At 72.2% G+C, this 20134-nt stretch carries 17 protein-coding genes; 12 read left to right on the plus strand and 5 right to left on the minus strand.

Annotated features, from left to right (window positions below):
- Positions 1-268: 268 nt before the first annotated feature.
- The gene (locus tag CLT75_RS25800; protein ID WP_135242842.1) at positions 269-2329 is read right to left on the minus strand and encodes a SpoIIE family protein phosphatase; all 2061 of its coding nucleotides are present in this window, start codon (positions 2327-2329) and stop codon (positions 269-271) included.
- Positions 2330-2499: 170 nt separating this feature from the next.
- Between CLT75_RS25800 and CLT75_RS25805 the strand changes: the two genes are divergently transcribed.
- Positions 2500-6864: a HAMP domain-containing protein gene (locus CLT75_RS25805; protein WP_135242843.1), complete on the plus strand. Its 4365-nt coding sequence runs from the start codon at positions 2500-2502 to the stop codon at positions 6862-6864.
- Positions 6861-7418, plus strand: a complete 558-nt coding sequence (locus tag CLT75_RS25810; protein ID WP_013283536.1) for a response regulator — start codon at positions 6861-6863, stop codon at positions 7416-7418. The genes CLT75_RS25805 and CLT75_RS25810 overlap by 4 nt, the downstream gene beginning before the upstream one ends.
- Before the next feature lie 4 nt (positions 7419-7422).
- Here CLT75_RS25810 and CLT75_RS25815 read toward each other — a convergent pair whose 3' ends face one another.
- Complete coding sequence (locus CLT75_RS25815; protein ID WP_486485269.1) at positions 7423-7947, minus strand: GbsR/MarR family transcriptional regulator; 525 nt, start codon at positions 7945-7947, stop codon at positions 7423-7425.
- A gap of 53 nt (positions 7948-8000) precedes the next feature.
- Here CLT75_RS25815 and CLT75_RS25820 point away from each other — a divergent pair, with 53 nt between their 5' ends.
- Together CLT75_RS25820 and CLT75_RS25825 are read left to right on the plus strand one after the other, a co-directional pair.
- The gene (locus tag CLT75_RS25820) at positions 8001-8939 is read left to right on the plus strand and encodes an ABC transporter ATP-binding protein (RefSeq protein WP_135242844.1); all 939 of its coding nucleotides are present in this window, start codon (positions 8001-8003) and stop codon (positions 8937-8939) included.
- Positions 8936-10528 carry an ABC-2 transporter permease gene (locus CLT75_RS25825; protein WP_135242845.1) on the plus strand — a complete coding sequence of 531 codons (1593 nt, stop codon included), beginning with the start codon at positions 8936-8938 and terminating at the stop codon, positions 10526-10528. Before CLT75_RS25820 ends, CLT75_RS25825 begins: the two co-directional genes overlap by 4 nt.
- Before the next feature lie 115 nt (positions 10529-10643).
- On the opposite strand, the gene CLT75_RS25830 is transcribed toward CLT75_RS25825, so the two are convergent.
- Positions 10644-10976, minus strand: a complete 333-nt coding sequence (locus CLT75_RS25830; RefSeq protein ID WP_135242846.1) for an STAS domain-containing protein — start codon at positions 10974-10976, stop codon at positions 10644-10646.
- A gap of 145 nt (positions 10977-11121) precedes the next feature.
- Between CLT75_RS25830 and hemL the strand changes: the two genes are divergently transcribed.
- From hemL to ccsB, 6 genes are read left to right on the plus strand one after another with little or no spacing between them, the layout of a single operon-like run.
- The gene (gene hemL, locus CLT75_RS25835; RefSeq protein ID WP_128137298.1) at positions 11122-12459 is read left to right on the plus strand and encodes a glutamate-1-semialdehyde 2,1-aminomutase; all 1338 of its coding nucleotides are present in this window, start codon (positions 11122-11124) and stop codon (positions 12457-12459) included.
- Positions 12460-12461: 2 nt separating this feature from the next.
- Entirely contained in the window at positions 12462-13109 is a 648-nt protein-coding gene (locus CLT75_RS25840; protein WP_116503393.1) for a histidine phosphatase family protein, read from the plus strand.
- Positions 13109-13684, plus strand: coding sequence for a TlpA family protein disulfide reductase (locus CLT75_RS25845; protein ID WP_135242847.1), 576 nt, complete (start codon positions 13109-13111; stop codon positions 13682-13684). The genes CLT75_RS25840 and CLT75_RS25845 overlap by 1 nt, the downstream gene beginning before the upstream one ends.
- Complete coding sequence (locus CLT75_RS25850) at positions 13684-14520, plus strand: cytochrome c biogenesis CcdA family protein (protein ID WP_135242848.1); 837 nt, start codon at positions 13684-13686, stop codon at positions 14518-14520. The genes CLT75_RS25845 and CLT75_RS25850 overlap by 1 nt, the downstream gene beginning before the upstream one ends.
- A complete protein-coding gene (gene resB, locus CLT75_RS25855; protein WP_135242849.1) occupies positions 14520-16136 on the plus strand; it encodes a cytochrome c biogenesis protein ResB in 1617 nt (538 codons plus the stop codon). The genes CLT75_RS25850 and resB overlap by 1 nt, the downstream gene beginning before the upstream one ends.
- Positions 16136-17110: a c-type cytochrome biogenesis protein CcsB gene (gene ccsB / locus CLT75_RS25860; RefSeq protein WP_135242850.1), complete on the plus strand. Its 975-nt coding sequence runs from the start codon at positions 16136-16138 to the stop codon at positions 17108-17110. Before resB ends, ccsB begins: the two co-directional genes overlap by 1 nt.
- Here the strand turns inward: ccsB and CLT75_RS25865 are convergent.
- Positions 17079-17303: a hypothetical protein gene (locus CLT75_RS25865; protein ID WP_135242851.1), complete on the minus strand. Its 225-nt coding sequence runs from the start codon at positions 17301-17303 to the stop codon at positions 17079-17081. The two genes, ccsB and CLT75_RS25865, sit on opposite strands and share 32 nt — an antisense overlap.
- A 44-nt stretch (positions 17304-17347) precedes the next feature.
- On the minus strand, positions 17348-17818 hold the full coding sequence (locus CLT75_RS25870; protein ID WP_135242852.1) for a MarR family winged helix-turn-helix transcriptional regulator: 471 nt from the start codon (positions 17816-17818) through the stop codon (positions 17348-17350).
- 63 nt (positions 17819-17881) lie between these two features.
- Between CLT75_RS25870 and CLT75_RS25875 the strand changes: the two genes are divergently transcribed.
- The gene (locus CLT75_RS25875; protein WP_135242853.1) at positions 17882-18448 is read left to right on the plus strand and encodes a carboxymuconolactone decarboxylase family protein; all 567 of its coding nucleotides are present in this window, start codon (positions 17882-17884) and stop codon (positions 18446-18448) included.
- 229 nt (positions 18449-18677) lie between these two features.
- A complete protein-coding gene (locus tag CLT75_RS25880) occupies positions 18678-20108 on the plus strand; it encodes an MFS transporter (protein WP_167796967.1) in 1431 nt (476 codons plus the stop codon).
- The last annotated feature ends 26 nt before the right edge of the window (positions 20109-20134 follow it).

Here is a 20134-nt window from a genome sequence, read left to right on the forward strand (position 1 = left end):
CTCCTTGATCACCGCCGACGGGGCGGGCTCAACGGTCACGACGGCGAGCTGAGCGCCCCGAATGACGGCTGAGGCGTCCGTACAGGAGGGAGCGCTCGTTGACCATGAAGTTGGCGGGGAGGAATCGGGCGAAATGAGCGGCTAAGTTCATGATCGTCGAGGCGGACACCGACGCCGGGGCGGGCACCGACACCAACGCCGGGGCGGGCACCGACGCTGAACCCGGAACGGACGCGGGGCAGCGCCGGGCAGGGGGCGGGCGAGAGCGCTAGGGGGTGTCGTTTCGGAGGACCAGGATGGCTATGTCGTCGCGTGGGGGCTCGACCGAGAACGCGATCGTGGCGGCGCGCAGCCGGGCGGCCACCACGTCGGCCGAGTACCCGGCCAGCGGTGCCGCCGACTCGCGCAACCGGTCGGTGCCGAACAGCTCGCGTCCGCGCCGCCGCTCGGTGACCCCGTCGGTGTAGAAGATCAGCGCGTCCCCGGGCTTGAGCGTCAGCTCGGCGGTCGGTGTGGTGATCGTGTCTAGCAGGCCCAGCGCCGTACCGCCGACGCCGACGAACGTCGCCCCTCCACCGCCGTGCAGCAGGACCGGGCGGTCGTGGCCGGCCAGGTGCAGGGAGACGTCGAGCTGGTCGCCGTCGCCGGGTGCGACGGCCGCCAGCGCCAGCGTGCAGTAGCGTCCGCCGCCGCGCTCCACGAGCGTCTCGTTGAGCCGGCCGAGCACCTCGGGCAGCGGTTTGCCGTCGCCGACGAGCACCCGGATCACGTCCCGGACCAGGCCGGTCACGGCGGCGGCCTGCACGCCCTTGCCTGATACGTCGCCGACCACCACGAGCCAGCGGCCGTCCGGCAGCGGGAGCACGTCGTAGAAGTCGCCGCCGACCTCCGCGTCGTCGCCGGTCGGGACGTACTCGGCGGCGAAGCCGATGCCCTCGACCACCGGGAGCACCGGCGGCAGCAGCGACTGCTGGAGCGTCTGGGCGACCCGACGGCGCTCGGCGTGGATGCGGGCGTTCTCGATGGCGAGGGCGGCGCGGCGGGCCACGTCCTCCAGCACCGACACCTCGTCCGGGTCGTGCCGGTGCCGCTGGTGGCGGCCCACGGCGAGGGTGCCGAGCCGCTGGCCACGGGCGATCAACGGCACGGCGAAGCCCTCCATCGGCCCGCCGAGCGGCACCTGGGCGGCGTTGCGGGACGCCTCACGCAGCCGCGACTGGATCGAGTCCGGGCCGGTCTCCTGGAGGATCCGGTGCAGCTGCGGCAGCATCGCCTCGTCGGCGTGACTCGACGCGGCGAGCCGCAGCCGGCCCCACTCGTCGGTGGTGTGCACCGCGCACCACTGGCCGAGCCGGGGCACCACGAGCTGCGGGACGAGCGCCATGGTCAGCTCGACGTCCAGCGACTGGGCGAGCAGTTCGCTCGCCTCGGCCAGGAACGTCAGCCAGGTGGACCGGCGTACGTCGGCGCGGCGCAGCCGGTCGTTCTCCAGGTGCAGCGACAGCCGCTCGGCGGCCAGTACGGCGAGCGGCCGGGCGTACGCCGAGGGCGCCGCGTCCAGCTCCAGCTCACCGGTGTACGGGCGGTGCACCGCCAGCGGTACGCGCAGCAGCTCGTTGCCCTCGCGTGGCGGCCGGCCGTACCGGGCGAAGACCTGGGTGCCGAGTCCGTCGCCCCGGTCCAGCCGGACGGTGCCACCGGCGGCTCCCACCATCTCGGCGACCCGGGTCAGCAGCCCGGCGGCGAACTCGGGCAGCGGCTCGTCGGCGTACGCGTCCGGGGTGAGCTGCATCAGGTCGCTCATGGCCGCGGCGCTCGGCGTACCGTCGCCGGCCCGTTCCGGTTCGACGACGCGCAGCGGGCCGGCCGACGGCCGGGCGGACCCACCGGGGCCGGGCCGGTCGAGGCGGAACCAGACGCCCTTGCCGGTGGGCAGGTACGTGGTGCCCCACCGGCTGGAGAAGTGGTCGACGAGCAGCAGCCCGCGCCCTCTGGCGGCCACCTCGGTGATGTCGGACGTGGTGTTGCGCACGCCCACGATCAGCTCGTCCACCGGGCCGGAGGCGAAGTCGGTGACTGTCACGGTGAGGCCGTTGCGGTCGGTGTCGACCTCGATGTCCAGTTCGGTGCGCGCGTGTTCGACGGCGTTCGTGGTCAGCTCGGTGGTGAGCAGCAGCGCCTCGTTCAGCAGTTCGGGCAGCCGGGCTTCGAGGAGCATGGTGCGGACCAGCGCGCGGGCCGCCGCCGGGGTGCGGCGGTCGGCGGGGAGGCGGACCCGGCGGACGCGCTCGTCCGCGCCGCCGCTGGCAGGCCCTGCCTCCGCTGACACCTTCGTATCCTCCACCGCGTCCACCCCGGGTGCCAAGCGTCCCGGCGAACCCACCACCCGGGTTGATACCGCACGTGACGCGCGATCACACGCGGTGACCTCGACGAATCGCGCGGCACAATGATGGGATGGCCCGTGTGACGGCACGAGCCCGAGCGGAGCGAGGAACGATGGCCACGGTGAATCAGTCGGTGACCGCTGACCCGTCCGCGTCCGACCACGAGGTGATCCTCGGCGAACTTGTCGAGGCGTTGCGCCGGGTGGGGCGCGGCGATCTGCGGGTGCGCCTGCCCCGGCGGGCGGGTCTGCCCGGTGAGGTCGCCGACGCCTTCAACGACGTGGTGTCGTTGCAGGAACGGCAGCACCTCGACCTGCGGCGGATCAGCCGGATCGTCGGCCGCGACGGCCGGCTCACCGAGCGCCTGGACGACGAGGGCCTGGACGGCTCCTGGGCGGAGGGGCAGCGGGCGGTCAACTCGCTCATCGACGACCTGGGCCGGCCGACCACCGAGATCGCCCGGGTCATCGTGGCGGTGGCCGACGGCGACCTGTCCCAGCACATGGCGCTGGAGATCGACGGTCGTCCGCTGCGCGGTGAGTACCTGCGCATCGGCCGGACCGTGAACACGATGGTGGACCAGCTCTCGTCGTTCGCCGACGAGGTGACCCGGGTGGCCCGCGAGGTGGGCACCGAGGGCAAGCTGGGCGGCCAGGCCGACGTGCGCGGGGTGGCCGGCACCTGGAAGGACCTCACCGACTCGGTGAACACCATGGCGTCGAACCTCACCGGCCAGGTGCGGTCGATCTCCCAGATGGCCACGGCCGTCGCGAAGGGCGACCTGTCGCAGAAGATCACGGTCGGGGCGCGCGGCGAGGTGGCCGAGCTGGCCGACACGATGAACTCGCTCACCGACACGCTGCGGCTGTTCGCCGAGCAGGTGACCCGGGTGGCCCGCGAGGTGGGCACCGAGGGCAAGCTGGGCGGTCAGGCCGAGGTGCCGGGTGTGGCGGGCACCTGGAAGGACCTGACCGACAACGTCAACTCGATGGCGTCGAACCTGACGGCGCAGGTGCGCAACATCGCCCAGGTGTCGACCGCTGTCGCGAAGGGTGACCTGTCGCAGAAGATCACGGTGGCCGCCCAGGGCGAGATCCTGGAGCTGAAGGACACCGTGAACACGATGGTGGACCAGCTCTCGTCGTTCGCCGACGAGGTGACGCGTGTGGCCCGCGAGGTCGGCATCGAGGGCAAGCTGGGCGGCCAGGCGCAGGTGCGCGGCGTCTCCGGCACCTGGCGTGACCTCACCGAGAACGTCAACCAGCTCGCCGGCAACCTGACCAGCCAGGTCCGCAACATCTCCCAGGTCTCCACGGCGGTCGCCAAGGGCGACCTGGGTCAGAAGATCACAGTGGACGCGCAGGGCGAGATCCTGGAGCTGAAGAACACCGTCAACACGATGGTGGACCAGCTCTCGTCGTTCGCCGACGAGGTGACCCGCGTGGCCCGTGAGGTGGGTACCGAGGGCAAGCTGGGTGGTCAGGCCCAGGTCAAGGGCGTCTCCGGTACGTGGCGCGACCTGACCGACAACGTGAACTCGATGGCGTCGAACCTGACCAGTCAGGTCCGGAACATCGCCTCGGTCACCACGGCCGTGGCGAAGGGCGACCTGGGTCAGAAGATCACAGTGGACGCCCGGGGCGAGATCCTGGAGCTGAAGTCCACTGTCAACACGATGGTGGACCAGCTGTCGTCGTTCGCCGACGAGGTGACCCGGGTGGCGCGCGAGGTGGGCACCGAGGGAAAGCTCGGCGGCCAGGCCCAGGTACGCGGCGTCGCCGGCACGTGGCGTGACCTGACCGACAACGTGAACTCGATGGCGTCGAACCTGACCGCGCAGGTGCGGAACATCGCCCAGGTGTCGACCGCTGTCGCGAAGGGCGACCTGTCGCAGAAGATCACCGTGGACGCCCGGGGCGAGATCCTGGAGCTGAAGTCCACTGTCAACACGATGGTGGACCAGCTGTCGTCGTTCGCCGACGAGGTCACGCGGGTGGCGCGCGAGGTGGGTACCGAGGGCAAGCTGGGTGGTCAGGCCCAGGTCAAGGGCGTCTCGGGTACGTGGCGCGACCTGACCGACAACGTGAACTCGATGGCGTCGAACCTGACCAGCCAGGTCCGGAACATCGCCTCGGTCACCACGGCGGTGGCGAACGGCGACCTGGGGCAGAAGATCACCGTGGACGCGCAGGGCGAGATCCTGGAGCTGAAGAACACCGTCAACACGATGGTCGACCAGCTCTCCTCGTTCGCCGACGAGGTGACCCGGGTGGCGCGCGAGGTGGGTACCGAGGGCAAGCTGGGTGGTCAGGCCCAGGTCAAGGGCGTCTCCGGTACGTGGCGCGACCTCACCGAGAACGTCAACCAGCTCGCCTCGACGCTCACCACGCAGTTGCGCGCCATCGCGCAGGTCTCCACGTCGGTGACCCGCGGTGACCTGACCCAGCGGATCAACGTGAAGGCGCAGGGCGAGGTCGCCGAGCTGAAGGACAACATCAACCAGATGATCGTCACCCTCCGGGAGACGACGAAGAAGAACGCCGAGCAGGGCTGGCTGGACTCGAACCTGGCCCGGATCGGTGGTCTGCTCCAGGGCCAGCGCGACCTGGGCGAGGTCTGCCGCATGATCATGCAGGAGGTGACCCCGCTGGTGGACGCGCAGCTCGGCGCGTTCTTCCTGGCGGACAGCTCCGAGGGCAGCATGCGGCTGCGGCTCACCGCCTCCTACGGGTACGTGGCACGCGGCCACGACGTCACGTTCGGCCCGGGTGAGGGGCTGGTCGGGCAGGCCGCCCTGTCCCGCCGGACGATCCGGGTCAAGGCGCAGCCGGACGGACGCCTCGTCGTACGGTCCGGGCTGGCCGACACGCCCCCGGCCGACCTGGTGGTGCTGCCGGTCCAGTTCGAGGGCGAGCTGCTCGGCGTGATCGAGTTCGCCGGCGTGGCCACGTTCTCCGAGCTGCACCTCGCGTTCCTGGAGCGGCTGGTACTCACCATCGGCGTCGCTGTCAACACCATCCAGGCCAACCGGCGTACGGAGGAGCTGCTGGCGCAGTCGCAGCGGCTGGCGCACGAGATGCAGGACCAGTCGGCCGAGTTGCAGCGCACCAACGCCGAACTGGAGGACAAGGCGAAGCTGCTGTCCGAGCAGAAGGCCAACATCGAGACGCAGAACCGGGAGATCGAGCTGGCCCGCCTCGGCCTGGAGGAGAAGGCACAGCAGCTCACCCGGGCGTCGGCGTACAAGTCGGAGTTCCTGGCGAACATGAGCCACGAGCTGCGGACGCCGCTGAACTCGCTGCTCCTGCTGGCCCGGCTGCTGGCCGAGAACCCGGAGCGCAACCTCAGCGCGAAGCAGATCGAGTTCGCCCGGACCATCCACGGCGCCGGCTCGGATCTGCTGTCGCTGATCGACGACATCCTCGACCTGTCCAAGATCGAGGCGGGCCGGATGGACGTGGAGCCCACCGAGATCCAGTTCGCCGAGATCCGCGGCTACGTCGAGCAGGCGTTCGCGCCGCAGGCCGAGGAGAAGGGCCTGGACTTCCAGGTACGGGTGAGCCGCGACCTGCCGCCCGCACTGGTTACCGACGCCCTGCGGTTGCAGCAGATCCTGCGCAACCTGCTGTCCAACGCGGTGAAGTTTACCGACAACGGGGCGGTGACGCTGCGGATCGGCCCGGCGGCCGAGAACGCCGTCTTCGACGTACCGGCGCTGACGAACGCGCAGCGGGTGATCGCGTTCACCGTGATAGACACCGGCATCGGGATCTCCGACGACAAGCTGTCGCTGATCTTCGAGGCGTTCCAGCAGGCGGACGGCACCACCAGCCGCCGCTACGGCGGCACCGGGCTGGGCCTGTCCATCAGTCGTGATCTGGCCCGCCTGCTCGGCGGCACGATCACCGTCTCGTCCGCGCCCGGCCAGGGTTCGACGTTCACGCTCTTCGTACCCGATGTGCTGGCGCCGGACGCGGTGGTGGCGCCGGCGCCGCCGTCGCCGAGCCGCGCGGGCCTGCCGTCGTCGCTGCTCATGCCGATGGAGCTGCCGCAGCCGCAGGAGACGCCCGCCACCCGGCGCCTGGACGGCGTGACCGTGCTGATCATCGACGACGACGTGCGGAACGTGTTCGCGCTGACGTCCGCGTTGGAACTGCACGGGATGACCGTGTTGTACTCGGACAACGGGGCGGACGGTGTCCGCCAGCTCGCCGAGCACCCGGAGGTGGACATCGTGCTGATGGACGCCATGATGCCGGACCAGGACGGGTACGAGACGACAGCGCAGATCCGCCGCAACCACCGGTTCGCGGACCTGCCGATCGTCTTCCTGACCGCGAAGGCGATGCCCGGCGACCGGGAGTCGGCGCTCGGCGCCGGCGGCAGCGACTACATCACCAAGCCGGTGGACCTGGACGAGCTGATCGAACTGATGGCGTCCTGGATCGGCCGGAGCCGAGGCGAGGAGAACGCGTGACGCAGACGGCCAAGGCCCTGCTGGTGGACGACCGGCGGGAGAACCTGATGGCGCTGGAGGCGATCCTCCAGGGTCTCCCGGTGCAGTCGGTTGCGGTGGAGAGCGGCGAGGCGGCGCTCAAGCAACTCCTGGTGGACGACTTCGCGGTGATCCTGCTGGACGCCCAGATGCCGGACATGGACGGGTTCGAGACCGCCACCCACATCAAGCGGCGCGAGCGCACCCGGCACGTACCGATCATCTTCCTGACCGCCGCGGACAAGGACGCCCAGCTCGCGCTACGCGGCTACGCGGCCGGCGCGGTCGACTACCTGACCAAGCCGTTCGACCCGTGGGTGCTGCGCGCCAAGGTGACGGTCTTCGTCGACCTGTGGGTGAAGACGCGGCAGCTCGCCGCCCAGTCGGATCTGGTGCGGGAACGGGATCTGCAGTGGCGGCACCTGACCGACGCGGTCGACGAGGCGACGGCGCTGCTGCGCGCCGACGACGACCCGTCGACCCGGGAACGCGCGGTGGAGCTGCTGGAGCAGGCGCGCTGGGGCAACACCCGCTGACGGTTCAGCCGCCGGCCGGGCCGCCGTGCCCGGTCGCGGCCCGCCGGGCCCGCCAGCGGTCGCCGAGCGATTCCAGTTCCTCCTGTACGAAGAGGAAGAAGTCGCGCATCTCGGCGACCCGCTCGCCGGCCGGTGTGCTCCGCCCGTGCAGGGCGTCGACCCCGCCGGCGGCGATGTCGATGAAGTTCTTGTAGATCGTGGTCTTGGTGATGGTCGCCTCGTACCACGGGTTGTCGGGCATTCGGTAGCGGTCGCTCCGGGAGCCCTTGACCGGCTCGCGGACCAGCATGGCGAACTGGGTCAGGTAGCGCACCGCGCCGCTCACCGCCGCCGCGCTGACGCCGAGCCGGCCGGCGATCTCGCCCGCGGTGAGCGGGTCGTCGGCGCTCATCACGGTGAACAGGACCCGGGCGGCCATCCGGGGGAAGCCCACGTCGGCGAAGGCCATCGCCATCCGCTCGACGAAGAGGTGGACCTCTTCCTCGTCGTGCTGGGGCGGCACGTTCATGGTCGGCTCCTCGACACTCACCCCGTGACCCTACAGTCTTCACAACTTTGTGAAACGAGCGTAGCTTCTGAAGCATGGAAACGGCAATCGATGTGTCCGGCCTGGTGAAGACCTTCGGCCGCACCCGGGCCCTCGACGGGCTCGACCTGACCGTCCGCACCGGAGAGGTGCACGGCTTCCTGGGCCCGAACGGCTCCGGCAAGTCGACCACCATCCGGGTGCTGCTCGGCCTGCTGCGGGCGGACGCGGGGGCCGTCCGACTGCTGGGCGGCGACCCCTGGCAGGACGCGGTGGCGCTGCACCGGCGCCTCGCGTACGTACCAGGCGACGTGACGCTCTGGCCCAACCTCAGCGGCGGTGAGGTGATCGACCTGCTCGGCCGGCTGCGCGGCGGGCTCGACCCGAGACGCCGCACCGAGCTGCTGGAGTCGTTCGAGCTGGACCCGCGCAAGAAGGGCCGCACCTACTCCAAGGGCAACCGGCAGAAGGTCGGCCTGGTCGCCGCGCTCGCCTCCGACGTCGAGCTGCTCATCCTCGACGAGCCGACCTCCGGGCTCGACCCGCTGATGGAGGAGGTCTTCCAGCACTGGGTCCGCCGCGCCCGGGAGGACGGGCGCACCGTGCTGCTCTCCAGCCACATCCTGGCCGAGGTGGAGGCGCTCTGCGACCGGGTGACGATCATCCGGGCCGGCCGGACCGTCGAGTCCGGCACGCTCGGCGACCTGCGCCACCTGCACCGCACCGCGATCGACGCCGAGGTCACCGCGCCGCTGGACGGCCTGGCCGACCTGCCGGGCGTGCACGACCTGCGGGTGGACGGGCAGCGGGTCCGCTTCGACGTCGACACCGCGTCGCTCGACGCCGCGCTGCGCCGGCTCACCGAGCTGGGCGTACGCAGCCTGGTCAGCACGCCGCCCACGCTTGAGGAACTGTTCCTGCGGCACTACGAGACGACGCCTGCCGTCGACGTGGCGCCCTCGGCGGCGGTTCGCGAGGGGGCGGACCGGTCATGAGCACGCTCACCGGCACCCGTCACCTGGTCCGGCTGATCCTGCGCCGGGACCGCCTCCTGCTACCGCTGTGGGTGCTCGTCCTCGCGGTACTGCCGATCACGTACGCGGCCAGCTTCTTCGAACTGTTCCCCACCGCAGCCGAGCGGGCCGCGTACCTGGAGGGCACCGCCCGCAACCCGTCGATCGTCGCGCTGCTCGGCCCGGCGTACGGCGACAGCGTCGGCGCGCTCACCGCCCAGCGCAGCGGCTTCCTGCTGCTCATCGTCGCGCTGGCGAGCCTGCTCACGGTCATCCGGCACACCCGCACCGAGGAGGAAGCCGGGCGGCGGGAACTGCTCGGCGGCAGCGTGCTCGGGCGGCACGCCGGGCTGACCGCCGCGCTGCTCGTCACGTACGGCGCCGACCTGGTGCTCGGGCTGCTCACCGCCGCCGGGCTGGTCTCGACCGGGCTGCCGGTCGGCGGCTCGGTCGCGTACGGGCTGGTCACCGTGCTGACCGGCGCCGTCTTCGCCACGCTCGGCGGGCTGGCCGCCCAGCTCACCGAGACCGCGGGCGGGGCACGGGGCATCGGCCTCGCCGGTCTCGGCGCCGCGTTCGGGCTGCGCCTGGCCGGGGACACCGCCGGCAACGACTGGCCGAGCTGGCTGTCCCCGCTGGGCTGGGCCGCACGCGTCCGCCCGTACGAGGGGGAGCGGTGGTGGGTGCTGCTACTGCCGCTGGCCGCGACGGTGCTGCTCGCCGCGTTCGCGTACCCGATCTCGGTCCGCCGCGACCTGGGCGCGGGCGTGCTGCCGCCCCGGCTCGGCCCGGCCGGCGCGGGCGGCGCGTTGTCCGGTCCGTTCGGGCTGGCCTGGCGGCTGCACCGGGGGCAGATCCTCTGGTGGTCGGTCGGGTTCGGCCTGCTCGGGCTGATCCTCGGCGGCGCGGCGGAGGCGGCCGGCCGGTCCGTCGAGGGGAGTCCGCGGATGGAGGAGATCGTGGCCCGGCTCGGCGGGGCGTCCGGGATGGCCGACGCGTACCTGGGGGTCACGCTGAGCCTGGCCGGGCTCGCCGCCGCCGGGTACGGCATCCAGGCCGCGCTGCGGATGCGCGCCGAGGAGGCCGCCGGGCACGCCGAGCCGGTGCTCGCCACCGGGACGCGGCGCTCGACCTGGCTGCTGTCGCACGTGGCGTTCGCGCTGCTCGGCCCGGTCGTGGTGCTCGGGGTGACCGGGCTCGCGACCGGCCTGACGTACGGGCTGAGCACCGGTGACGTGCCCCGCCAACTGGGCCGGATGCTCGCCGCCGGCCTGGCTCAGGTGCCGGCGGCGTGGGTGCTGGCCGGGCTCGCCGTGCTGCTCTACAGCCTGCTGCCCCGGCTCGCGTCCGCCGCGTGGGTGGTGCTGGCGGTCTGCGTGCTGCTCGGGCAGCTCGGCGCCGTGCTGGAGCTGGATCAGTGGCTGCTGGACGTGTCCCCGTTCACGCACACCCCGCAGGTGCTGCGCGACGCGTGGACCCCCACCCCGCTCTACGTGCTGACCGCCCTGGCGGTGAGCCTGGCCACAGCAGGTCTGCTGACGTTCCGCCGCCGCGACATCCCCGTCCTCTAGCCCTGTTCTCCAGCCCGCGTTGATCTTGCACTTGTGGCCCCGGCGAAAGGGGCAGATCACCCTCATGGAGGGCCGCAAGTGCAAGATCGCGGGGGAGGGCGAGGGCGGGCGAGGGCTACGGGGTGGCTTCGTTGCGGATCATCAGGGCGCTGCGGAGGCCGGTGATGTCCAGGACGCGGATCAGGAAGTCACCGACGTTGGTGAGCATCAGCAGGCACTGGGCGTGACTGGCCTTGCGGCTGAGCACCACGAGCGTGCCGAGGCCCTGCGAGTCGCAGAACGTGACCCCGGCCAGGTCGAGCACGATGCGCGGGGGCGGATCCGCCAGCACCTCGTTCACCACTGTCGAGAGCTGGGCGGCCGTGAGCATGTCGATCTCACCGGCCAGGCGAAGCACGGCTTCGTCACCCGTCCGGTGTACGGTGATGGACAGTTCGGCACGATCCACCCGGTCAGCCTATCGCGATCTCGACCGACGGGCCTGTCGAGCGGATCGCCGTCGGCCGTCGCGCCGCTCAGGCGGGTGAGCCTGGTTACCCCCGTCGCGGGGTGCCTGCCAGGCAGCACTCCGGCGCTGACACAATGGCCCCATCGTGACCGAGACCTTTTCCGCCGGATCCGGCCGCTACCCGGCCGACGCTCCGGCCTCCGAGGCCCTGTTCGACCGCGCCAAGGCCGTCGTGCCCGGCGGGGTCAACTCTCCCGTGCGCGCGTTCCGTGCCGTCGGCGGCACCCCGCGCTTCATGGTCCGGGGGGAGGGTCCGTGGCTCTTCGACGCCGACGGTCGTCGCTACGTCGACCTGGTCTGCTCCTGGGGCCCGCTGATCCTCGGCCACGCGCACCCGGCGGTGGTGGAGGCGCTGCGCGAGGCGGCGGCGCTCGGCACCAGCTTCGGCACGCCGACGCCGGGTGAGGTCGACCTGGCCGAGGAGATCATCGCGCGGACGCCGGTGGAGCAGGTCCGCCTGGTCAACTCCGGCACCGAGGCGACCATGTCGGCGATCCGGCTGGCCCGCGGCTTCACCGGCCGCTCCAAGATCATCAAGTTCTCCGGCTGCTACCACGGCCACTCGGACGCGCTGCTCGCCGCCGCCGGCTCCGGCGTGGCCACGTTCGGCCTGCCCGACTCGCCCGGCGTGACCGGCGCGGCGGCCGGCGACACGATCGTGCTGCCGTACAACGACCTCCGCGCGGTCGAGGAGGCGTTCGCCGCCGAGGGGCAGCACATCGCCGCGATCATCACCGAGGCCGCCGCCGGCAACATGGGCGTGATCGCGCCCCGCGACGGCTTCAACTCCGAGCTGGCCCGGATCGCCCACGCGAACGGCGCGCTGCTCATCGTCGACGAGGTGATGACCGGGTTCCGGGTGTCCCGCGCCGGATGGCACGGCCTCGACCCCTCGGACGCGGACCTGTGGACGTACGGGAAGGTCATGGGTGGCGGCCTGCCCGCCGCGGCGTTCGGCGGGCGCGCGGAGATCATGGCGAAGCTCGCCCCGGCCGGCCCGGTCTACCAGGCCGGCACGCTCTCCGGTAACCCGCTGGCCTGCGCGGCCGGGCTGGCCACGCTGCGGCTGGCCGACGACGCGCTCTACCGGCGGCTCGACGAGACCGCCGCCGCGCTGGGCAAGCTCACCACCGAGGCGCTGTCCGCGGCCGGCGTGCCGCACCGCCTCTCCACCGCGGGCAACATGTTCTCGGTCTTCTTCACCGACGCGGACGTGCACGACTACGACAGCGCCCGCACCCAGGTGGTGCCGGCGTTCAAGGCGTTCTTCCACGCGATGCTCGCCGCCGGCGTCTACCTGCCGCCGAGCGCGTTCGAGTCGTGGTTCGTCTCGACCGCGATCGACGACGCGGCGTGGGAGCAGATCGCCGCCGCCCTTCCGGTGGCGGCGCGGGCGGCGGCAGCGGCGGGAAGCGGGGGGTAACTATGGCGGAGACCGTGGTGCACGTGCTGCGGCACGGCGAGGTGTACAACCCGGACGGCATCCTCTACGGCCGCCTGCCCGGGTTCCGCCTCTCCGAGCTGGGCGTGCAGATGGCCAAGGCGGCGGCGCAGGCGCTCGCCGACCGGACCGTCGTGCACGTGGTGGCCAGCCCGCTGGAGCGCGCCCAGCAGACCGCCGAGCCGATCGCGGCGCAGTTCGGCCTCTCCGTCGGCGTCGACGAGCGGCTGATCGAGAGCGCGAACTGGTTCGAGGGCAAGAAGGTCTCGCCGGGTGACGGATCGTTCCGCGACCCGCGCAACTGGTGGGTGCTGCGCGACCCGGTGACCCCGTCCTGGGGTGAGGCGTACCGGGCCATCGCCGAGCGCATGTTCGCCGCGCTGCACGCCGCCCGGGTCGCCGCCGAGGGGCGGGAGGCGGTGCTCGTGTCGCACCAGCTCCCGATCTGGACGCTGCGCCGGCACGTCGAGCGCAAGCGCCTCTGGCACGACCCGCGCCGCCGCCAGTGCGGCCTGGCCAGCCTCACCTCGTTCCACTTCGACGGCGCCAAGATCGTCGGCATCGGGTACTCCGAGCCGGCGGCCCACCTCGTGTCGATCTCGCCGACCGCCCGGACGGCCAAGGGGGCCTGATGCTCACCCGGAGGCTCGCCGCCGCCCTGCTCGCCGCCGTGACCGCCGGTACGGCGCTGGTCGGCTGCTCCTCCGGCAGCCAGGAGAGCCGGTGCGCGGCCGACGGCTCCACCGTCACCTGCGCCCCCGACCAGCGGTCCAAGACGCCGAAGGTGAGCGGTGAGCTGCTCACCGGCGGCAGCTACGACATCTCCCGCGACCGCGGGCAGGTCGTCGTGGTCAACTTCTGGGGTTCCTGGTGCGCGCCCTGCCGCGCCGAGGCGGACGACCTGGAGGCCACCTACCAGGCCACCAAGGGCTCCGGCGTGACGTTCCTCGGCATCAACGTGCAGGACAGCAAGGACAAGGCGATCGCCTTCGAGGAGGGCCGGGTCACGTACCCGAGCATCTTCGACCCGGCCAGCCGGCAGGCGCTGAACTTCGACATCCCGCCGAACACCACCCCGGCCACCGTCGTGCTCGACCGCGAGGGCCGGATCGCCGTGGTGATCCGCCGGGCCGTCACCCGGGACGAGCTGCGGCCGATCGTCGAGGACATCGCCGGCGAGTCGCCGCCGCCGAACGGCTCCCGCTGATGGGCGAGACGTTCCGCCAGCTCGCCGAGTCCGGCCCGCTGCTGCTCGCGGTCGGCGCGGCCGCCCTGGCCGGACTGGTCAGCTTCCTGTCGCCGTGCGTGCTCCCGCTGATGCCTGGCTACCTGTCGTACGTGACCGGCCTGGCCGGCACCGACCTGGAGGGCCGCCGCCCGGCCCCGCCGCAGTCGCCGGACCCACCGTCGACCGGGGGCGGCGTCGCCGTGGCGGAACGGACGCAGGCCCGGACCACCGCCGCCGTCAAGGGCCGGGTGCTCGCCGGCACGCTGCTGTTCATCGCGGGCTTCACCGTCGTGTTCGTCGCCACCGCGATCCTCTTCTCCGGCGTCGGCAAGCTCTTCTTCCGGTACGAGCGCACGCTGGAGATCGTCATCGGCGCGCTCGTGGTGGTGCTCGGCCTCGGCTACCTCGGGGTGATCCCCGGCATGCAGCGGGAGTTCCGCATCCGCTGGCTGCCCTCCGCCGGGCTGCTCGGAGCACCGGTGCTCGGCGCGGTCTTCGCGCTGAGCTGGCTGCCCTGCACCGGCCCGACGCTCGGCGCGGTGCTCGGCATGGCGGCCACCGAGGGCGGGACCGACCGGGCCGTGGTGCTCGCCGTGGCGTACTGCCTCGGGTTGGGGATACCGTTCGTCGTCTTCGGGCTGGGCTTCCAGCGCCTGCTCGGAGTGTTCCGCGCCGTCCGGCGCAACAGCCGGTGGGTAACCCGGATCGGCGGCGCTCTGCTGATCGCGATCGGCCTGGCGCTGATCACCGGCGGCTGGGTGAACGTGGTGATCTGGTTGCAGACGAACGTGGGCGTGGGCGAGGTGAGCATCTGATGACGACCGTCGACGACCGGCCGTCGACCCCCGCGCAGGCGCCCCGGCGGCGGGTCAACCCGGTGCTGGCCCTGCTGCGCAACTCGTGGCGGCAGCTCACCAGCATGCGTACCGCGCTGATCCTGCTGTTCCTGCTCGCCATCGCGGCCATCCCCGGCTCGGTGCTGCCCCAGCGCGGCGTCAACCCGGAACGCGTCAACCAGTGGTTCGTCGACCACCCCGACCTCGCGCCCCGGCTGAACCAGATCGGCGCGTTCGAGGTCTTCGGCTCGGTCTGGTTCTCCGCGATCTACCTGCTGCTGTTCACCTCGCTGATCGGCTGCATCCTGCCCCGCGCCCGCGACCACGTCCGCGCGCTGCGGATGAGGCCACCGGCCGCGCCGAAGCGGTTCGACCGGCTGCCGCAGCACGCGGTGCTGGAGGCCCCGGCCGCCGCCGACCCCGAGGCGATCGCGGCGGTGCTGCGCCGCCGCCGGTGGCGGGTCACCGTGCGCGGCAACGAGGTCTCCGCCGAGAAGGGCTACCTCAAGGAGACCGGCAACCTGCTCTTCCACGTGTCGCTGGTCGCCGTCCTGCTCGGGGTGGCGCTCGGTTCCTGGTACGGATGGCACGGCAACCGCATCCTGGTGGCCGGCGAGGACAACGCGTTCTGCAACACCCGCCAGCAGTACGCCGAGGCGTCGCTCGGCCCGCGCGTGGACAGCTCCGACCTGCCGCCGTTCTGCCTGACGCTGGAGAAGTTCGAGGCCGACTACCTGCCGTCCGGGCTGGCCTCCCGCTACTGGGCCACGGTGACAGTGGACGAGCCGGGCGGCACGGAACGGACCGCCGGGTTCTCGGTCAACTCGCCGCTGCGGCTCGGCTCGGCGAACGTCTACCTGCTCGGCAACGGCTACGCGCCGCTGCTGAAGTACACCGACAAGTACGGCCGCAGCCAGACCAGCGAGGCGCCGTTCCTGCGTACCGGGGACTCCAACGCGACCGAGGAGGGCGTGGCGATCTTCCCGGACGCCAACGTCGACCCGAAGACCGGCGCGCGTGCCCCGGACCAGCAGATCGCCTTCGACGGGCTCTACCTGCCGACCGCGCCGGAGAGCGCGCCGTACGTCTCGTCGCAGTACCCGGCCGAGCGGAACCCGGCGGTGAACCTGACCGCGTACCGGGGCAACCTCGGGCTGGACGCCGGCATCCCCGGCTCGGTCTACGCGCTGGACCGGCGGCAGATCGACGACGGCAAGCTCAAGGAGATCGGCACCAAGCTGCTGCGGCCGGGGGAGAAGTGGACCCTGGACGACGGCAGCACGCTGGAGTTCGTCGGCACCAAGCCGTACATCACGCTCGCGGTCCGGCACGCGCCCGGGCAGACGTTGCTGCTGGTGGCGAGCGGCACGCTGCTGCTGGGCCTGATGGGCTCGCTGTTCGCCCGGCGGCGCCGGGTCTGGTTCCGGGTTTCGCCCCCCGAGGGCGGATCTCCGACGAGCGGTAGTAGTTTGGTGGAGGCCGGTGGGCTGCCGCGCACCGAGCACCCTGGGTTCGCCGACGAGTTCGCGCAGCTCGTCGCCGCGGTGAGCGGCGACGCGCCGGACGCGCGGCGGGCGCGAGAAGGAGACGACTGATGTCCGCACTCTCCGACCAGCTGGTCGCGTTCGCGATCCTGGCGTACCTGATCGCGATGATCAGCCACGCGGTGGAGTTCGCGCTGGGCAACGCGCGGAAGGTGTCCGCGGCCGCGCCGGCGCGGGAGCTGGTCGGCGCGGGCGTCGGCGGAGGCGGCGGCACGATCGACGAGCCGGCCGTCGCGGCGACGCCGCCGCGCCCGGACCGCACCGGCGCGCGGGCCGTGCTGGCCGGCCGGATCGCCGCCTGGCTCACCGTGCTGGCAGCCGCCGTGCACCTGGGCGCCGTGGTCACCCGGGGCCTCGCCGCCGACCGGATGCCCTGGGGCAACATGTACGAGTTCGTGCTGACCGGCACCTGGATCGGTGTGGCGGCATGGCTCGTGGTGCTCTGGAAGCAGCCGTGGCTGCGCCGGCTCGGGCTGTTCCTGACGCTGGTCATGGTGCTGCTGCTGGCGTTCGCCGAGTTGAAGCTCTACGTGCCGATCGAGCCGCTGATGCCGGCGCTCCAGTCGTGGTGGTTCATCATCCACGTCTCGACGATCATCTTCGCCTCGGGCATCTTCCTGCTGGGCGTGGTGCCCGCCGCCGCGTACCTGATGCGGTCCGGCTGGGAGCAGGGGCGGCGCAGCTTCCCGTACACCCTGGCCCGCCGCCTCCCGGAGGCGGCCGGGCTGGAGCGGCTGACCTTCATGCTGCACGCCTTCTCGTTCCCGATCTTCACCTTCGCGGTGATCGCGGGGGCGATCTGGGCCGAGGCGGCCTGGGGTCGTGCCTGGGGCTGGGACCCGAAGGAGACCTGGGCGTTCATCTCCTGGGTGGTGTACGCGGGCTACCTGCACGCCCGGGCCACGCCGAGCGTGAAGCGCAACGTGGCCACCTGGATCTCCATCGTGGGCTTCCTGACCGTGATGATGAACCTGTTCGGCGTGAACTTCTTCTTCACCGGTCTGCACTCGTACGCCGGGGTGTAGTGGTCGGGCGCGCGGTCAGCACCTCGTCCACCCGGCGCGTGATCTGGTAGGCCACCTCGGGCAGGTCAGCCAGTTCGAGGCGGTCCGCCCGGAGCGCGAACTGGGCGTGCAGCTCGCGGGCCACCGCGTCGCGGATCTCGGCCTGGAGCGGGCTGAGGCCGTCGGGGTCACCCACCACGTATGCGTCCTCCATCCGCCGATGATGAACCGCCGTCGGCGAAGCTGTCAGTGACGAATTCATCCGCCGAACCAGCCGGGGACGTCGAGGCGGAACACGTCGGCGGGGACCATCCGGCGCAGGTCGTCCTCGATGGCGGCGACCCGGTCCGCGCCGAGCGTGGCCGCCCAGCGGTCGCGTAGTTCGTCGAAGACGACCGCCGAGCGGTGCAGCCCGTCGCGGCCCTTCGCGGTCATCCGGACCAGTTTGCGGCGGGCGTCGGCGGGGTCGTCCACGCGGTCCAGGTAGCCGAGCGCGACCAGCCGGTCCACCGTCTTGCCCGCTGCCTGCTTGGAGACGCCGAGGCGTTGCCCGAGGTCGGAGGCGGTGGTGCCGGCCGGGCCGACGGCCTGGAGGACGAAGCCGTGGGCGGGGCGCAGCTCGGGGTGCCCCTGGCGGGCCAGTTCGGCGTGCAGGTCGTCGATCAGCGCACGGAAGCCGGCGAGCAGGAGCAGCGGCAGCGCGAAGCCGGGGCGGTCAGGCGTTGCCATGTTCGACAACCACGTTTACTATTTCGTCAACCACGTTGACTATCTTACGAGAGGGGCCCTGTCATGTCCCGCTTCACCACGTACGAGCCGGACACCGCGCCCGCCGCCGCCCGCCCGGTCATGGCCGGGGTACGCCGCTCGCTCGGCCACCTGCCCGCCGCCGTCGGCCTGATGGCCGGCTCGCCCGAACTGCTCAAGGGCTTCCTCGCCGCCAACGCCGCGTTCGAGGCCACCGACCTCGACCCGGTCGCCCGCGAGGTGGTCGTGCTGACGGTCGCCACCCGCAACGGCTGCCACCTCTGTGTAGCCATGCACACCGCGACGCTCGTCCGGCACGTCGCCGCGCCCGAGCTGATCGAGGCGCTGCGTGCCGGTACGACGCTGCCCGACCCCCGGCTGGAGGCGCTGCGCCGCTTCACCGTCGCCGTCCTCGACCACCGGGGCGCGGTCCCCGACGCCGACCTGGACGCGCTGCTCGCCGCCGGATGGCAGCCCCGGCACGCGCTGGACGTGGTGCTCGGCGTCGGCACGTACACGATCTCCACGTTCGCCAACCGGCTCACCGAGGCGCCGCTCGACGCGCCGCTGGCCGCGTACGCCTGGACGCCCGCCGCCGAATCGGCGGTGTGACGAAGGCGACCGCGAGGCGCGCTGGGCGTGCTTCCGCCCGTCGTCGTATCCTTGGCGACGCCGAAAAGCCATGAGGTCGTCCTGTTGGTCCGCTAGGGCGCGCGGGGCACATCCGCCCACTACATGGCTCTGGTTCACGCCTACGCCACGGCAGTCCACGACCGGTACGCACCAGGTCGGGCGACTGCGGCGTACCGGCTCGCGGGTCGTCCCGGCCGGAGGACCCCGCATGACTCATCCCTCCCCCGTCCCGACCCGTCCGGGCAGCGCCGACCGGCGCTGGCTGGCACTGACCGTGCTGCTGATCCCGGCCGCGCTGACCCTGCTCAGCGTGACCAGCGTGAACGTCGCCATGCCCTCGATCCGCGCCGGACTGGGCGCCGGCGAGGTCGAGCAGTCCCTGGTCCTGACCAGCTACGCCCTGGTCTTCGCGCTGGTGCTGCTGCCCGCCGGGCGGCTCGGCGACCGGTACGGCCACAGCCGCGTCTTCGTCGCCGGTGTCGCCGTGTTCACCGCCGCCAGCCTCTGGTGCGCCCTCGCGCCGAACCCCACCCACCTGATCGCGGCCCGCGCGCTCGCCGGGATCGGTGGCGGGCTGGCCATGACGCCGGTGACAGCGCTCATCCAGCTCCTGTACGCCGGCCCGGAGCGGGCCCGCCCGTTCGGCATCATGGGCGCCGTCTTCGGTGCCTCCAGCGCGGCCGGCCCGCTGCTGGGCGGTCTGCTCATCCAGGCCGGCGGCGAGCTGGGCTGGCGCCTGGTCTTCCTGGTCAACGTGCCGTTCGGGCTGCTGGCCGTGGCGCTGGCCCGCCGGGCCCTGCCGCAGGGGCGCCCCGCCGGTGTCCGTGGCCGCGACCCGGTCGGCCTGGTGCTGTTCACCCTCGGCATCGTCGGGACGATGCTGCCGTTCTCGCTCGGCAACGGCATCGCCGTCGGCAACGTGGTGGTGCTGGTCGCCGGACTGCTGCTGCTGACCGCCTTCGCGCTGTGGGAGCGGCGGCGCGACCGGGCGGACCTTTTCGCGGTGGTGCCGCCGCGCCTGTTCCGGCAACGGGCCCTGCCGGTCGGCGTGATCACCACGTTCCTCGGCTTCGCCGGGTTCACCGCGTCGTTCCTGATGCTCGCGCTGCTCTGGCAGGACACCCTCGACCACAGCGCGCTGGCGGCCGGGCTGCTGGTGATGCCGTTCGCGCTGGGCAGCGTGGTGAGCGCCGGCAGCTCCCGCCGGTTCACCGCCCGCTTCGGCAGCCGCGTCGTCACCGCCGGACTCGGCATGATCGCCGTGGGCCTCGCCGCCGTCGGGCTGCTCGTCCTGGCGCTGTCGCCGGAACAGCTCACCTTCCTGGTGATGCTCGTGCCGCTGCTGGTCACCGGCGTGGGCGTCGGCCTCTTCGTCGGACCCAACACCAACGCCTCGTTCGTCCAGACCGAGGGCCGCGACGCCGGTGTGGCGAGCGCCCTCGTCACCGCGGCCCAGCGCTGCGGCACCGCGGTCGGGGTCGGGCTCCTCTCCGCGATCTTCGCGCTCGCGCCGGGCGGTCCCGGCTCGCTGGGCACCCAGGCCGTCGCCGCGTTCACCACCGCCGGATTCGCCGCCGCCGGGGCGCTCGTCATGGTGCTGTCTCGGCGAAGCGCCCTGGACCACCCGGCGATGCACTGAACATCACTGCACCCGGCGTGGGCGAA

The organism is Micromonospora sp. CNZ285 (assembly GCF_004637285.1).

Excerpts from the sequence above, each read along its gene's own strand:
- CLT75_RS25825 (WP_135242845.1), top strand. The coding sequence starts at position 8,936 with ATGAGCACGCTCACCGGCACCCGTCACCTGGTCCGGCTGATCCTGCGC.
- CLT75_RS25865 (WP_135242851.1), bottom strand. The coding sequence starts at position 17,303 with ATGGAGGACGCATACGTGGTGGGTGACCCCGACGGCCTCAGCCCGCTC.
- CLT75_RS25845 (WP_135242847.1), top strand. The coding sequence starts at position 13,109 with ATGCTCACCCGGAGGCTCGCCGCCGCCCTGCTCGCCGCCGTGACCGCC.
- CLT75_RS25875 (WP_135242853.1), top strand. The coding sequence starts at position 17,882 with ATGTCCCGCTTCACCACGTACGAGCCGGACACCGCGCCCGCCGCCGCC.
- CLT75_RS25820 (WP_135242844.1), top strand. The coding sequence starts at position 8,001 with ATGGAAACGGCAATCGATGTGTCCGGCCTGGTGAAGACCTTCGGCCGC.
- CLT75_RS25880 (WP_167796967.1), top strand. The coding sequence starts at position 18,678 with ATGACTCATCCCTCCCCCGTCCCGACCCGTCCGGGCAGCGCCGACCGG.
- CLT75_RS25805 (WP_135242843.1), top strand. The coding sequence starts at position 2,500 with ATGGCCACGGTGAATCAGTCGGTGACCGCTGACCCGTCCGCGTCCGAC.
- resB (WP_135242849.1), top strand. The coding sequence starts at position 14,520 with ATGACGACCGTCGACGACCGGCCGTCGACCCCCGCGCAGGCGCCCCGG.
- ccsB (WP_135242850.1), top strand. The coding sequence starts at position 16,136 with ATGTCCGCACTCTCCGACCAGCTGGTCGCGTTCGCGATCCTGGCGTAC.
- CLT75_RS25870 (WP_135242852.1), bottom strand. The coding sequence starts at position 17,818 with ATGGCAACGCCTGACCGCCCCGGCTTCGCGCTGCCGCTGCTCCTGCTC.
- CLT75_RS25840 (WP_116503393.1), top strand. The coding sequence starts at position 12,462 with ATGGCGGAGACCGTGGTGCACGTGCTGCGGCACGGCGAGGTGTACAAC.
- CLT75_RS25850 (WP_135242848.1), top strand. The coding sequence starts at position 13,684 with ATGGGCGAGACGTTCCGCCAGCTCGCCGAGTCCGGCCCGCTGCTGCTC.